The organism is Streptomyces sp. NPDC048718, from assembly GCF_043198875.1.
GTDB lineage: Bacteria > Actinomycetota > Actinomycetes > Streptomycetales > Streptomycetaceae > Streptomyces.
Window position 1 is genome coordinate 85,637 of record NZ_JBICVG010000012.1, and the last position, 15,803, is coordinate 101,439.

Annotated in this window: 4 protein-coding genes; all 4 read right to left on the minus strand. The window is 73.9% G+C overall.

The window, feature by feature from the left end; all coding sequences use genetic code 11:
• Nucleotides 1-4: 4 nt before the first annotated feature.
• The 4 genes from hppD to ACGFRB_RS22875 all read right to left on the minus strand — a co-directional run bounded on the left by hppD (nucleotide 5) and on the right by ACGFRB_RS22875 (nucleotide 15,487).
• On the minus strand, nucleotides 5-1,048 hold the full coding sequence (gene hppD / locus ACGFRB_RS22860; RefSeq protein WP_393245396.1) for a 4-hydroxyphenylpyruvate dioxygenase: 1,044 nt from the start codon (nucleotides 1,046-1,048) through the stop codon (nucleotides 5-7).
• A complete protein-coding gene (locus tag ACGFRB_RS22865; RefSeq protein WP_393245398.1) occupies nucleotides 1,045-1,278 on the minus strand; it encodes an MbtH family protein in 234 nt (77 codons plus the stop codon). Before ACGFRB_RS22865 ends, hppD begins: the two co-directional genes overlap by 4 nt.
• Nucleotides 1,275-14,156, minus strand: a complete 12,882-nt coding sequence (locus tag ACGFRB_RS22870; RefSeq protein ID WP_393245400.1) for an amino acid adenylation domain-containing protein — start codon at nucleotides 14,154-14,156, stop codon at nucleotides 1,275-1,277. Before ACGFRB_RS22870 ends, ACGFRB_RS22865 begins: the two co-directional genes overlap by 4 nt.
• Nucleotides 14,157-14,245: 89 nt before the next feature.
• Nucleotides 14,246-15,487, minus strand: a complete 1,242-nt coding sequence (locus tag ACGFRB_RS22875) for a cytochrome P450 (protein ID WP_393245402.1) — start codon at nucleotides 15,485-15,487, stop codon at nucleotides 14,246-14,248.
• Between the last annotated feature and the right edge of the window lie 316 nt (nucleotides 15,488-15,803).

A 15,803-nucleotide genomic window follows, 5' to 3' on the forward strand; every position in this document is an offset into this window, starting at 1 on the left:
CTCCTCATTCGTCCTCCGCGGCCACGGCCTCGTACAGCGCGCGGATGTTGCCGCTGCCGAACGTGGTGGCCCCGGCTCGTTCGATGACCTCGAAGAAGACCGTCTGGTGCCGGTGCGTGGAGCGGGTGAAGATCTGGAACAGCTGTCCGGCGTGGTCCTCGTCGGCCAGGATGCGCAGACTGCCGAGCTGCTTGGAGGAGTGGCGGGACAGCGCCAGCCGCTCGGGCAGCTTGCCGTAGTACGCGTCGGGGGTGTCGAGGAACTCGACGCCGGCCGTGCGCATCGTCGTGACGGTGCGCACGATGTCGTCGGTGGCGAAGGCGACGTGCTGGACGCCGGCGCCGCCGTGCTTCTTGAGGAACCCGTCGATCTGTCCCGGGTCGCGGGTGGTGTCCGGCTCGATGACGGTCAGCGTGACCAGTCCGGAACCGCTCTGCACCACCTTGGAGTTCATGGCCTGGGCGCCGACGACCATCCGCTCCTCGAAGATCATCCGGAAGCCCAGGACCCGCTCGTAGAGCTCCACCGTGGCGTCGAGTTCGCCGGCCTCCACGCACACGGCGAAGTGGTCCACGTGCCGCAGGCCGGTGTCGGTCACCGCCGCGTCGGTCGCCGCCGCGTCGGCGGCCGGCCGGGCCGCGGGCCGCTGGACGAAGGTGTGGGCCACGTCACCGAATCCGGCCACGGAGGCGGTGACGACCCCATCCTTCTCCACCGGCTCGGCGAGCGGACGGGCGCCGCGGCGAACCGCCTCGGCGAAGGCTCCCGCGGCGTCCGCGGTGCCCAGCGCGATGTCCGCGACGCCGTCGCCGTGGCGCCGGGTGTAGACGGCGTCCGGATGCTCGTCGTGCGGCGGCCGGCTGAGTACCAGGCGGATATCGCCCCGGACGAGGACGGCGGTGTGCTCCGCACCGGTCGGGTCCGGCGCTTCCGTGACGGTCAGCCCGTAGCCGCGGACGAACTCGGCGGTCCGGGCGTCCAGGTCGTCGACGCAGAACCGGATGTGATCGACAGTCAGGTCCTCGAAGTGGCTGCGGTCGGTGTTCACGGCGTGGCGCTCTCACTCGCGGCGGCGTCCATCGCCGCGATCAGGCTGTTGGGACGCATGTCGCTCCAGCGCTCGTTCACGTGGTCGATGCAGGACTGGCGGTCGGCCTCGCCGTGGACGGCCTCCCAGCCGGCCGGCACCTCTGCGAACGCGGGCCACAGCGAGTACTGGCCCTCGGCGTTGCATAGCACGAGGTAGGTGGCGTCGTCGTCCTCGAAGGGATTGGTCATCGGTCGGTTCCCCCTGTGTGTTGTGTGGATGCGGTGAGTTCCCGGAGCCGGTCCGCGAGTGCCGGACCGATCACGCCGAGGGCCTGCGGCCGGGTCATCTCCTCGTGCCCGCAGGCGACTTCGTGCCGTCGCAGCGGGCCGTCGAGGTGCGGCTCCCAGAGCTTCGCCTCGAGTCGGTCCTGATCCCGGTCCCGACCTCGGCCCTGATTCCGGTCCTGGGCTGCGGCGAAGTGCAGCAGCTCCCCGTGGAAGACACCCGGGGTGAACGCCTGGGCGGCCCGGGCGACACCCAGGTACACGGCCGCCAGGTTGTCCCGGACCCGGTCGTCGAGCCGCAGGCCGGCGGTCTCCCGCTGTACCGCCTCGGCGACCTCCTCGGGCGACGGGGTGGCTACCCGGGCCAGGTCGGCCAGCGGGTAGCCGTCCAGCACCGCGAGCAGCCCCACCTGTTCGCCGGCCGCCTGGAGCTGCACGGCCATCTCGTGGGCGATCAAACCGCCCGCCGACCAGCCGAGCAGGTGGTACGGACCCTGCGGAGCGACCCGGCGGATCTCGGCGACGTACGCCGCCGCTGTGTCGGCCACCGTCTCCGGGAGGCGGTCCGGGCCGCCGTCCAGCCCCGGCGACTGCAGCGCGTACAGCGGGTGCCCGGCGTCCAGGTACCGGGCGAGCCCGGCGAAGGACCAGCCGAGGCCGGCCGCCGGATGGACGCAGAACACCGGGGCGCCCGCGCCGTCCGGCCGCAGCGGCAGCAGGACGTCCCAGTCGCCGCCGCGCCGGGACTCGTCCGCGGCAGCGTCCAGGGCGGCCGCCAGCTCCGCGACCGACGGGGACTCGAACAGCAGCCGCAGTCCGAGGTCGAGGCCCAGCGTGGTGTGGATCCGGTCGATCAGCCGGGCGGCCAGCATGGAGTGGCCGCCGGCGTCGAAGAAGCTGTCGTGGACCCCGAGGTCGGGAGCACCGAGGACCTCCGCGAAGAGCTCGCGAAGGACGGCTTCGCGTGGGCTGCGCGCGGCGCGGTCCGGCTGTCCGGAGAAGTCCGGCTCCGGCAGCGCGGCCCGGTCCAGCTTCCCGTTCGGCGTGACCGGAAGGGCCGGCAGGACGATCACCGCGGCCGGGACCATGTGGGCGGGCAGCAGTTGGGCCGCGTGCGCGCGCAGTTCGGCCGGGTCCGGCGCGTCACCGTGCGGTACGGCGTAGCCGATCAGCCGCGGCTCGCCCCGGCCGTCCTCGCGGACGGTCAGCACGGCCTGGGCGACGGCCGGATGGTCGAGCAGCGCGGCTTCGATCTCGCCCGGCTCCACCCGGAACCCGCGCACCGAGAGCTGGTGGTCGGCGCGGCCCAGGAAGTGCAGGCGGCCCTCGCGGTCCCAGCGGACCAGGTCGCCGGTGCGGTACATCCGCGAGCCCGGCGGGCCGAACGGATCGGGCAGGAACCGCTGCGCGGTCAGCCCGGGCCGGCCGAGGTAGCCGCGGGCCAGGCCGGGACCGCTCACGTACAGCTCCCCGGCGACTCCCGGCGGCACGGGCCGCAGCCGCTCGTCGAGGACCCGCACGCCGGCGCCGCCGATGGGACGGCCGATCGAAGGGCGGTCCTGGCCGGTCAGCGGCTCGCTCATGGTGGCGCAGACGGTCGTCTCGGTCGGCCCGTACGCATTGATCAGGCGCCGTCCGGAGCCCCAGCGGCGCACCGCGTCGGCGGGCATCGCGTCGCCGGCCACGGCCAGGGTGCGGACCGTCGCCAGCCCGTCCGGCGGTAGGACCGACAGCGCCACCGGCGGCAGGGTCACGTGGGTGACACGGTGCCGGGCGATCAGCTCGGTCAGCGGGCGTCCCGGCATCAGCTCCTCCCTGGTGGCCAGCACCAGTTCGGCACCGGACAGCAGCGCTACGCACAGTTCGGAGAAGGCGGCGTCGAAGCTCGGCGAGGCGAACTGCAGTACCCGGTCCGCCGCGGTGACCTGGAACCGGTCGATCTGCCGGGCCGCCAGGTTGGCGATGCCCTCGTGGGTCACCACCACCCCGTTCGGGCGGCCGGTGGAGCCCGAGGTGTGGATGACGTACGCCGGATGGGCGGTCAGCAGCGCGGTGGTGCGGTCCTGGTCGGCGGGGTCGGTGTCCGGTGCCGCGTCGAGCGTCCGCACGGTGAGCGGGTCGTCGAGCACCAACGCGGCGGCCGGCTCCGGCAGCCGGTCGGCCGTCGAGCGCAGGGCGAGCACCCGGGACGGCCGGGCGTCGGCCAGCATGTGCCGGATCCGCTCGGCCGGGTAGTCCGGGTCCACCGGCAGGAAGGCGCCGCCCGCCTTGAGCACGGCCAGCACGGCGGTCACCTGCTCGGGCGAGCGCGGCAGCAGCAGCGCCACGATGCTCTCCGGGCCCACCCCGAGCGAACGGAGGTGGTGCGCCAGCCGGTTGGCCCGGCGGTTCAGCTCCGCATAGGACAGGGTGTCGTCGCCGGAGCGCAGCGCCGTACGGTCCGGCGTGCGCGCCACCTGCCCCTGGAACAGCTCCGGCATCGTCCGCGCGGGGACCGGCGGCTCCGGAGCGGCGGACCACCGCTCGAGGCCGAGCCGCTCAGGCGGCAGCAGCACGTCCAGGGAGCCGATCGGCGCCCGCGGGTCGTCCGCCACGGCAGCCAGCAGGGCCACCAGGCGGTCGGCCAGCGCGGTCACGGTGGCCTCGTCGAACAGGTCCACGTTGTACCGGATGCTGCCCCGCACGCCGGCCGCCAGGCCCTCCGGCGTGTGCCTCTCGCCAAGGGAGACGTCGAGGTCGAACCTGGCGGTGCCGGGGTCCACCTCCGGCTGGGTGATCGTCAGGCCGTCCAGGTCGAACCGCGGCGGCTCGGTGTTCTGCAGCACCAGCAGGACCTGGAAGAGCGGGTGCCGGGACACCGAGCGAGTGGGGCTCAGCACCTCCACCAGCCGCTCGAACGGCACGTCCTGGTGGGTGTAGGCGGCCAGCGCGGTGGTGCGGACCCGGTGCAGCAGCGTGACGAAGTCCGGATCGCCGGAGGTGTCGGTGCGCAGCACCACGGTGTTGGCGAAGAAGCCCACCAACTGGTCGAGCGCCTGGTCGCCGCGGCCCGCCAGCGGGCTGCCGATCGGGATGTCCGTCCCGGCGCCGAGCCGGGTGAGCAGCGCCGCGAGCGCGGCCTGGAAGACCATGAAGGTGGTGACGCCCTCGCGCCGGGACAGCTCGGTCAGCTTCCGGTGCAGCCGCGCGTCCAGGTCGAGCGGCACGTGGCCGCCCCGGTGGCCGGGCACGGTGGGGCGCGGGCGGTCGGCGGGCAGCGTCAGCTCCTCCGGCAGGTCCGCCAGGGCCTCCCGCCAGTGGGCGAGCTGCCGGGCGATGGCGCTGTCCGGGTCGTCCTCGGTGCCGAGCAGGTCCCGCTGCCAGAGCGTGTAGTCCGCGTACTGGACCGCCAGCGGCTCCCACTGCGGGGCCCGGCCCGCCGAGCGGTCCCGGTAGGCGGTGGTGAGGTCACGGGCGAGCGGGGCGTACGAGGAGCCGTCGCCGGCGATGTGGTGCAGTACCAGGAGCAGGACATGCTCGGTCGGCGAGAGCCGGAACAGCGCGGTGCGCAGCGGCGGTTCGACGGCGAGGTCGAAGCCGGCGCGGGTCGCGGCGGTCAGCGCGGCGGGCAGCTCCGCGGCGGTGACCGGCACCGTGACGAGGGCGGCCGGGCCGTCCTCGGCCGCGAGGATCCGCTGGTGCGGGTCGCCGTCGTGGTCCGGGAAGACGGTGCGCAGGGCCTCGTGCCGTGCCACCACGTCCCGCAGCGCGGCGTCCAGCGCCGCCGGGTCGAGATCCCCGGACAGCCGCAGGGCCAGCGGGATGTTGTACGCCCCGGAGCCGCCGTCGAGCCGGTTGAGGAACCACAGCCGTTGCTGGGCGTAGGACAGCGGGATCACCGCGGGCCGTTCGGCGGCGACGAGCGCCGGGCGGGCGCTGTCCGCGGTGTCCAGCCGGGCCACCAGGCCGGCCGGGGTCGGTGCCTCGAAGACGGCGCGCAGCGGGAGTTCGACCCCGAACGCGGAGCGGACGGCGTTGCCGAGCCGGGTGGCCAGCAGGCTGTGCCCGCCGAGCGTGAAGAAGCCGTCGTCCGGGCCGACCGAGGGCACCGCGAGCACCTGGGCAAACAGTTCGCCCATCAGCTCCTCGCGCGGGTCGCGCGCCCGGCCGCCGGCGGCCCGGGCGGCGAGGTTCGGGGCCGGGAGGGCGTTGCGGTCGAGCTTGCCGTTGGCGTTCATCGGCAGGGCGTCCAGCAGGACGAACGTGGTCGGCACCATGTATTCCGGCAGCGCGGAGGCGGCGTGCGCGGCGAGTTCCGCGCCGGTCGCGCCGCTGCCCGGGCGCAGCGCCACGTGGGCCACCAGGCGTCGGTCGCCGGCCGGGTCGGCCACGGCGCTGACCGCGGCGGCGGTCACCGCCGGGTGGCGGGCCAGGGCGTTCTCGATCTCGCCGAGTTCGATCCGGAAGCCGCGCACCTTGACCTGGTCGTCGGTGCGGCCGAGGTAGTCCAGGGCGCCGTCCGGGCGGCGGCGCACCAGGTCGCCGGTGCGGTACATCCGGGCGCCCGGCCCGCCGAAGGGGTCGGCGACGAAGCGCTCGGAGGTCAGCGCGGGACGGCGGAGGTAACCGCGGGCCAGACCCGGGCCCGCCAGGTACAGTTCCCCGCGGACCCCGGTGGGGACCGGTCGCAGCCGCTCGTCCAGGACGTGGGCGCGCACGTGCGGCAGGGGCCGGCCGATCGGCGGTGCGGCGGTCTCCTCGCCGGTGACCTCCTCGTCCTCCGAGTACCAGGCGGTCGCGTAGACGGTGGCCTCGGTCGGGCCGTAGATATTGGCCAGTCGCGTGCCGGGCAGCAGGCGGCGCACCTCCCGGACCAGGTGCTCCGGCAGTGCCTCGCCGGCCATCACCAGGGTCCGGGCGGAGAAGGCGGCCTCGCCACCGGCGAGCAGCGCGGCGAACACCGACGGCACGCCGCTGACCAGGCTGCCCGACCAGGGCCGCTCGGCCAGTTCCAGCAGGTCGCGCACGATCTCGACGTGACCGCCGGTCAGCAGCGGCGCGAACAGCTCGAACACCGAGACGTCGAAGGAGAGCGAGGTGGCGGCCAGGACGTCCGCCAGCCCCTCGGCCCCGAAGCAGTCCGTCGCCCACTCCAGCAGCCGGGCCATGCTGCCGTGCGGGACCACGACGCCCTTGGGCCGCCCGGTGGAGCCGGAGGTGTAGATGACGTACGCGGGTGAGTCCGCCGCGATCGCCGCGCACCGCTCCTCGGCGGAGCGGGCGTCGGCGTCGGCGGAGAGCGCGTCGGCGGGGATGTCGGCGAGGGCGGCCAGGACCGCGGGGGCGTCCAGCCGGACCCGGGGCAGCACGGACGGCTCAGGCATCCCCGGCACAGGCTCGCCCTCGGTGATCATCAGGATCGGCCGGGCGTCGGCGCAGACGAAGGCGATCCGCTCGGCCGGCTGGGCACGGTCCACCGGAAGGTACGCCGCGCCGGACTTCAGCACCGCGAGCACCGCGACCAGCATCCGCTCCGAGCGCGGCAGCGCCACGGCGATCACGCGCTCCGGACCGGCGCCGCCGGCGACCAGGAGCCGGGCCAAGCGATCGGCTTCGGCGTCGAGTTCGGCGTAGGACAGGGTGCGGCCCGCAGAGCTGACCGCGGGCGCCGCGGGCGTGCGCCGGGCCTGCACCGCGAAGCGCAGCGGCACCGGGTCGAAGTGCGCCGGGCCGGACGGCTGCGCGTCGGCGGGCCGGGGCCGCTCCTGCGGCGTCAGGATGTCGACGTCCCCGATCGGCAGGGCCGGGTCGCCGGCCACCGCGCTCAGGAAGCGGATCAGCCGGTCGGCCAGCGCGGCCGCGCTCGCCTCGTCGAACAGGTCCGCGCAGTAGCCCAGGGTGCCCTCGACACCGGCCGGTTCGCCCGCCGATGAGCGGGTCTCGCGCAGCTGGACGTCGAGGTCGAACTTGGCCGTCCGCTGGGGGATCCGCTGCCCGGTGACGTCGAGCCCCGGCAGGGTCACCGCGTCGCCGCCGCCGGGCTGCAGCGCCAGCATCACCTGGAACAGCGGGTGCCGCGCCAAGGACCGCGGCGGTGCCAGCACTTCCACCAGCCGCTCGAACGGGACGTCCTGGTGGGCGTAGGCCTCCAGGTCGTCCGCGGCCACCTGCCGGAGCAGGTCGCCGAAGGCCGGGTTGCCGCCGGTGTCGGTGCGCAGGACCAGGGTGTTGACGAAGAAGCCGACGAGCCGCTCCAGCGAGGCGTCGGCGCGCCCGGCGACCGGGGTGCCGATCGGCAGGTCGGTGCCGGCCCCCAGCCTGGTCAGCAGCGCCGCGAGGGCAGCGTGCAGGACCATGAAGAGGGTGGCGCCGTGCTCGCGGGCCAGGCCGAGCAGGTCCGCGTGCAGTTCGGCCGGCAGCCGGAAGGTGACCTCCGCGCCCCGGTAGCTGAACTCGGGCGGCCGCGGCCGGTCGGTCGGCAGCTCCAGGCCCTCCGGCAGCCCGGCCAGCCTGTCGCGCCAGTAGGCGATCTGGCCGCTGATCCGGCTGTTCGGGTCCTGCTCGCTGCCGAGCACGGCGCGCTGCCACAGCGCGTAGTCCGCGTACTGGACGGGCAGCGGCGGGAACTTTGGTGCCCGGTCGGCCAGGCGCGCCGCGTAGGCGGTGCCGAGGTCGTGGGCCAGTGGGTCCATCGACCAGCCGTCACCGGCGATGTGGTGCAGCACCACGAGCAGCACGTGATCGGTGGGCGTCAGTCGGAAGAGCGTCGCGCGCAGCGGGAGTTCGGCGCCAAGGTCGTGGCCGCGGCTGGCCTCGGCCAGCAGCGACCGTTCGAGCGCGTCGGTGTCGGTGTCCACCACGGCGAGGCCGGGCCGCGCCTGCGCCGGGTCCAGGATCCGCTGCACCGGCTCGCCGTCCACCTCGGCGAAGACCGTGCGCAGCGACTCGTGCCGCATCACCAGATCGTGCAGGGCCAGGCGCAGTTCGCGCTCCCGCACGGGGCCGGACAGCCGCAGCGCGATCGGAATGTTGTAGGCGCCGCCGTGTTCCTCCAGCCGGTGCAGGAACCATAGCCGGCGCTGGGCGAACGACACCGGCAGTGGGTCCGGCCGGTCCATCGGGACCAGCGGGGCCTGCGCCGGGGCGGCCCGGTCGAGTCGCTCGGCGAGCGCCGCGACGGTGGGGGCCTCGAACACGGTCCGCACGTCCAGTTCGGCGCCGAACGCGGAGCGGATCGCGTTGACCAGCCGGATGGCCAGCAGCGAGTGCCCGCCGAGCTGGAAGAAGTCGTCCTCGATGCCCGCCTCGGGCAGGCCGAGCACGTCGGCGAACAGCGCGCAGAGCGTCTCCTCGCGCGGCGAGCGCGGCGCGCCCGAACCGGCCTGCACCTCCCGGTCGGGTTCCGGGAGGGCCGCGCGGTCGAGCTTGCCGTTCGTGGTGACCGGAAGGCGTTCCAGCACCATGAACGCCGCCGGAACCATGTACGCCGGCAGCCGGGTGCCGACGTGCGCCCGGAGGGCCTTGGCGATCCGCCCGGCCTGCTGGAACAGCAGCGGCGCGTTGGTGTCGCGGGCCGACTCGTCTTCGGTGGCGGGCTCGGCCCATCCGGTCAGCAGGATCGGGCCGGTGGGCCCGGAGGCGTCGGCGAAGAGCACGTCGAGCAGGCTGCTGGGGCCGGACGGCGACCAGGTGACGGCCGTCCGGTAGCCGAGCCGGTCGCCCAGCTCGTACAGCAGCGCGGGGTCGACTCCGACGGCCTGCCCCAGCCGGGCCCGCACCCGGGAGAGCGGCTCGCCCGCGTCCAGGGCGGCGGCGGCCGCCGTCTCCGGCCCGGTCCTGCCGTCCGGCACTCCGGTCACCCGCAGGCTCGCCGGCCGGTGCTGCGCGAGGTGGGCCTGGACGTCCGCCAGGTCGGTGACGTCCTGCGTCCAGCGCAGGGTGGTCGCCTTGACCGGCTGCACCGGCGCGTCCGCGGCGGCGTGCAGCACGACGTCGTAGCGGTAGCGGGTCAGTTCGTTGTGGGCGTGGCCGCGCTTGACGCGGACGTCGGCGCCGGCGAGGCCGTCGGTGGCCCGGGCGAACCCATGGAAGTAGCCGGGCGCCACCAGGAGTTCCTTCTCGCGCTCCGCCCGGCGCAGGGCCCGGCGCCGGAGTTCGGAGGCGTCCGCGGCGTCGTCGGCGCGCGCCAGTTCGACGCCGGTACGGAAGGTGTGCAGCAGGTCCAGGTTGCGTACGTCGCCCACGAACAGCGAACCGCCGGGGGCGAGCAGGCTGGTGAGTGCGGTCAGCACGCGCCGCAGGTAGTCGGCGTCGGGGAAGTACTGCACCACCGAGTTGATGACGATCGTGTCGAAGTGCCCGGCGGGCAGGCCGGTGAGGTCGTCGGCGGTCTGGGTGCTCAGCCGCACAGTGGGGTGGGCTCCCAGATGGGCGCGGAGCGTGCGGATCGCCTGCTCGGAGAAGTCGGTGGCCCAGTACGACTCGCACTCGGCGTACAGCTGGGACAGAATCAGGCCGCTGCCCACCCCGACCTCCAGCACGTGCCGCGGACGCAGTTCGCGGATCCGCTCGACGGTGGAGCGGCGCCACTCGTCCATCTCGTCCCGCGGGATCGGCCGGCCGTCGTAGCTGCTCTCCCAGCCGGAGAAGTCCGAGCCGAAGGCGGCGGAGCGGGCGCCGTCGTACATGCCGTCGTAGATCTGTCGCCACTCAGCGACGTGCTGGACCGCCCCGGCCTCCTGTTCGGCGGGCCGCAGGCCGCCCGCGACGACGTAGGCGACCAGCTGCCGTTCGCCGCGGTGGTCGGTGCGTGCCAGCACCTCGGCCTCGGAGACCTCGGGGTGGTCCGCCAGCACCGCGGCGACCTCTCCGGGCTCCACCCGGAAGCCGCGGATCTTGACCTGGTCGTCGCCGCGGCCCATGAACTCCAGCTCCCGGCTGCCGTTCCAGCGCGCGAGGTCGCCGGTCCGGTACATCCGGCTTCCGGGCGCGCCGAAGGGATCGGCGACGAACCGCTCGGCGGTCAGGCCGGCCCGGTTGAGGTAGCCGCGGGCGAGACCGGTCCCGGCCAGCCAGACCTCGCCGGTCACTCCCGGTGGGACCGGCCGCAGCCACTCGTCCAGCACGTAGACCCGGGTGCCGGCCAGCGGCCGTCCGAGCGGCACCCGGACATCGGCGGTGTACGGCGACCGCAGCTCGTGGTGGGTGGCGCACAGCGTCATCTCGGTGGGCCCGTACAGCTGGCGCACGACCGCTCCGGGCGCGTGCTCCAAGACGCGCTGGACCGCGATCGGCGAGACGACGTCGCCACCGGTGAGCACCTCGCGGACGGTGGCCAGGCACTCGGGCGCGTCCTCGGCCAAGACCCGCAGGAGCCCGGCGGTGAAGTGCACGGCGGTGATCTTCTCGTCCGCGATCAGCCGGGCGATGGCGGCGGTGTCCAGCGGTCCGGGCGGGGCGAGAACCACCTCGTTCCCGGCCAGCAGCGGCACCCACAGCTCGTAGTCGCTGATGTCGAAGGCGTATGGGGCGTGCATGAGCACGCGTTCGTGGTTGCCCGAGTCCCAGCACGGGTCGTCGGCGAGGGCCACCACGTCCCGGTGCGCGACGGCCACGCCCTTGGGCAGACCGGTGGAGCCGGAGGTGTACATGATGGTGGCGAGCTGGTCCGGGTGGACGACCGGCAGGTCGGGGCCGGACGCGGCGGCGTCCGCCGGCACCCGGTCAGCCTCCACCACGACGACCCGCGCCTCGTGCCGGAACTCCCGGGCGAGCATGGCCCGGTCGGTCAGCAGCACGGACGCCGCGGTGTCCGCCATGACGTATTCGAGCCGCTCCGCCGGGTACGCCTCGTGCAGCGGGACGCAGACCCCGCCGGCCTTCCAGACGGCGAGCATCGACACGACCAGTTCCGGGGAGCGCTCCAGGAAGACCGCGACCCGGCTCTCCGGTCCGACGCCCTGGGCCATCAGGGAGCGGGCCAACGCGTCGGCCCGCCGGTCCACGTCCCGGTACGTCAGCTCCCGGTCCCCGGCGCGCAGGGCGAGCCCGTCGGGGTGTTCCGCGGCCGTGCGGGAGAACCGGACGTGCAGCACTTCCTCGGCGCCGGTGACCTGCGCGGGGGTACTGGCGAGCAGCCGCCGGCGTTCGTGCTCGCCGAGGATCTCCACGGCTCCGATCCGCTGGCGCGGGTCGGCCGCGACGGCCCGGAGGAAGCGGGTCAGCCGCTCGACGACGGTTTCGACGGTGGCACGGTCGAAGATGTCCGTGCGGTACTCGACGGTGCCCTGGACGCCATCCGCCAGCCGGCCCTCGCGGAACCGCTCGGAGAGGTTGAACGCCAGGTCGAACTTGGCCGACGGCAGCGGCTCCTCGGCCAGGGTCACGTCCAGGTCGGCGAAGCGGAGGTCGGCGTCGGGGGTGTTCTGCAGCGCGAGGAAGACCTGGAAGAGCGGGTGCTGGGACAGTGAGCGCTCCGGCTTGAGGATCTCGACGAGGCGCTCGAAGGGAAGGTCCTGGTGGGCGTAGGCGGCCAGGGCGTTGTCCCGGACCGCCGTCAGCAGTTCGGTGAAGCGGGGGTCGCCCGAGGTACGGGTGCGCAGCACCAGGGTGTTGACGAAGAAGCCGATCAGGTCTTCGAGGGCGGCGTCCGTCCGCCCCGAGATGGGCGAGCCGATCGGGATGTCGGCGCCCGCGCCGAGCCGGGTGCACAGGGCGGCCAGCGCGGCCTGCAGCACCATGAAGAGGCTGGCGTTGTGCCGGTGGGCGAGGTCGAGCAGCTGCTGGTGGAGTTCGGCGTCCAGGCTGAGGGCGACCGTCTCGCCGTGGAAGCCGGCCTCGCGCGGGCGCGGCCGGTCCGTGGGCAGCACGGTCTGCTCGGGCAGTGCGCGCAGCGCGTCCTGCCAGAAGCCGGTCTGCGCCGTGAGGACGCTCGCCGGGTCGTCGGGCCGGCCGAGGACCTCGCGCTGCCACAGGGTGTAGTCCGCGTACTGGACCGGGAGCGGACGCCAGCCGGGCTCCTGGCCACGGCTCCTGCTCCGGTAGGCCACGGCGAGGTCGCGGGCGAGCACGGTCAGGGACCAGCCGTCGGCGGCGATGTGGTGCTGGACGAGCAGCAGCTCGTGCTCGGTCGGCGACAGCGCGAACAGGTGGGCGCGCAAGGGGGCTTCGCGGGTGAGGTCGAAGGCCTCGGCCGCGGCGGCGCGCAGCCGGCCGGGCAGGTCCGCCTCGCCGCTCTCCGTCACGGTCAGGACAGGGCGGGCCTCCTGCGGGTCGAGGACGACTTGGTGGGGCTCGCCGTCGACCTCGGGGAAGACGGTGCGCAGGGCCTCGTGTCGGGCGACGACATCGGCGAGGGCCGCCGCGAGCGCCGTGCGGTTGAGTTCACCGCGCAGCCGCAGCACGCTCTGCATGTGGTACGCGGAGCCGTCGTCCGCCAGCCGGTTGATGAACCAGAGCCGGCGCTGCCCGAAGGACAGCGGGATCCGCGCGGGTCGTGCCGCGGGAGCGAGGGGCGTGCGCGCGCCGGCCGAGCCGTCGATGCGGGAGGCGAGGGCGGCGACGGTGGGCGCCTCGAAGAGGGTGCGCACCGGGATCTCCACGCGCAGCCGCGAGCGCAGGGCGTTCACCAGGCGGGTGGCGAGCAGGGAGTGGCCGCCGAGCCGGAAGAAGTCGTCGTCCAGCCCCACCCGGGACACTTCGAGGACCTCGGCGAACAGCTCGCAGAGGATCTCCTCCTGTGGGGTGCGCGGCCGGCGTCCGGGCCCGGCCGGGCAGAGGTCCGGGGCCGGCAGTGCCTTGCGGTCCAGCTTGCCGTTGGGGGTCAACGGCAGCGCGTCGAGCACGGTCAGGACGGTGGGGACCATGTGTCCGGGCAGCCGGCGGGCGAGGTGGTCGCGCAGCGCGGCCGGGTCCGGGGCGGTGCCGGGGACGGGCACAGCGTAGCCGGTCAGGACCGGCCCGCCGGAGCCGAGGTCCCGGGCCACGACGACGGCCTGGGCCACTTCGGGGTGGTCGGTGAGCACGTGTTCGACCTCGCCGAGCTCGATCCGGAAACCCCGGACCTTGACCTGTCCGTCGGTCCGGCCGAGGTACTCCAGGCTGCCGTCGTCGCGCTGGCGGACCAGGTCCCCGGTGCGGTACATCCGGGATCCGGGCGGGCCGAAGGGGTCGGCCACGAAGCGTTCGGCGGTCAGCCCGGGCCGGTTCAGGTACCCGCGGGCCACGCCGGCGCCCGCGATGAACAGCTCGCCGGTGGCGCCGGTGGGCGCGGGGCGCAGCGCGCGGTCGAGCACGTAGGTGCGGGTGTTCGCGAGCGGGCGTCCGATCGGCGGACGGCCGGGAAGTCCGGGGTCGACTGTGGCCGCCGTCGACCAGATGGTGGTCTCGGTCGGGCCGTAGACGTTGGTGACCTCGGCGGCCGTCTCGCCCAGCTCCCGGGCCAGGCCCTCGGGCAGCGCCTCGCCGCCGGCCAGCACCTTCAGCCCCGCCAGGCCGTCCGGGCCGTGGTCCAGCATGCTGCGCCACAGTGTGGGCGTGGCCTGGACGGCCGTCACTCCGGTGTCGGTGATCAGCTGCTTGAGCGTCTGCGGGTCGTGCGCTCCGTCCTGCCCCGCGAGGACCAGTTCGCCGCCGGACAGCAGCGGCAGCAGCAGTTCCAGGTTGGCGATGTCGAAGCCGAAGGTGGTGACCGCGAGCATGCGGTCGTCGGGGCCGAAGTCCAGCCGCTGCTGGAAGTCCGTCAGCAGGTTGACGAGGTTCTCGCCCGGGATCACCGTGCCCTTGGGCAGTCCGGTCGAGCCCGATGTGTAGATCACATACGCGGGGTTGAGCGGGTGCGGGCGGGCGGGACGGTCATTCGCCATGGGGATCCCTCGCTGAGGACGGCAGGTGGAGCACAGAGCGGTGCGGAGTTCGCCGGGCCTCGGCCGATCGCGGCCCGGGCCCGGCGAGGTCAGCCGGCCTGGGCGGCGCGGCGCACGGCGACGGGCAGCCGAACCGGGCCGAGGACGCCGATCGACGGGTGGAACTGGATGCCGGACTCCGGCAGCACCTCGATCTGCTCGAAGCGCTGCAGCAGGGCGGTGAGCGCGATGCGCGCCTCCATGCGGGCCAGCGGTGCGCCCAGGCAATAGTGGATGCCCTTGCCGAAGGCGACGTGCCGGCCCTGGTTCGGCCGGTGGATGTCGAACTCCTCGGCCCGGCCGAAGTGGGCGGCGTCGCGCTGGGCGGAGAGCAGCCACACGCACACCATCGCGCCGGCCGGGATGCGCTCCCCGCCGAGCTCCGTCTCACACGCCGTCACCCGCTGGTCCCGCACCAGCGGCGGGCGCCAGCGCAGCACCTCCTCGACGACCTTGGGCAGGAGGTCCACGTCGGAGCGGACCTCGGCGAGGACGTCGGGGTGGCTGTCCAGACTCATCACGGTGCTGCCGACGAGCACGGAGGACGGCAGGTGTCCGGCGATCACGAACATGCCGATGACGCCGACGATCTCGTGGTCGTCCAGGGAGCGTCCGTCGACCTCCGCCTGCGCCAGGGCGCTGATCAGGTCGTCCTGGGGCTCGGCACGGCGCTGGTGGATGATCTCGAGGAGGTAGGAGGAGGCGAAGCGGACGAGTTCGCCCAGTTCGCGCACCGCGGACTCGTCGGCCCGGCCGAGCTCACCGGCCGACCGGGCGCCGAGCAGCGCGTCCGCCCAGACCGTGAACATCCCGTGGTCCTTCTCGGGGATGCCGAAGAGCTTGGCGATCACCCGGGCGGTCAGCGGGGCGGCGTACTCGGCCACCAAGTCGAAGGTGCCGGTGCCGTCGGCCGACAGCTCGATCCGGTCCAGCAGTTCGTTCGCGGTCTCGATGATGATCGGTTCGAGACTCGCGATGACCTTGGGCGTGAACGCGCGCCGCACCAGTTCGCGCATCCGGGTGTGGTGGGGCGGGTCGACGCCGAGGAAGTTGCCCTGGGCGGCGCTGGCCAGCTCCCGCTCGTCCTCGGGGATCAGGTCGTTCATGTCACTGGAGAAGGTCCGGTGGTCGCCGAGCACCTGGAGTGCCTCGTCGTAGCCGAACACCTCCCACACGCCCGGCTGGTAGCTCTTGGCCACCGGGCCGGCGGCGCGACCGCGGTCCAGGTACTCCAGGAACGCCTTGGTGCGCTGGTCGTAGGAAAGGCTCGTCAAAGCTGCGAGATCGGTCATGAGATAGCCCCCGCGAGCAGGAAATGGTTAACGAGGGCCGGCGACGAAAGGAGCTGAAAATGGCCGGCTGCCGTGCTTGCCTGGCCACTCAGACGGGCCCCCCGTACCGCCCTGAATCGTCGAATTCGAGTACCGGAAGGGGCGGCCCGAATTGACGCCAACGGAACTGGAGCCTAGGTAGCCCGTCTCGGCAGTGTCAAGAGTATCTCCGACGGCGCGTCAGGACCGCGCGTCGGTATGGGACGTCTAACCTGGGAGAACAGCGTCGACGGTGCCGTCTTCGCCGATTTCCGGACCGGAGGGCACGGGTTCCGGC

Excerpts from the sequence above, each read along its gene's own strand:
- ACGFRB_RS22870 (WP_393245400.1), bottom strand. The coding sequence starts at position 14,156 with ATGGCGAATGACCGTCCCGCCCGCCCGCACCCGCTCAACCCCGCGTAT.
- ACGFRB_RS22865 (WP_393245398.1), bottom strand. The coding sequence starts at position 1,278 with ATGACCAATCCCTTCGAGGACGACGACGCCACCTACCTCGTGCTATGC.
- ACGFRB_RS22875 (WP_393245402.1), bottom strand. The coding sequence starts at position 15,487 with ATGACCGATCTCGCAGCTTTGACGAGCCTTTCCTACGACCAGCGCACC.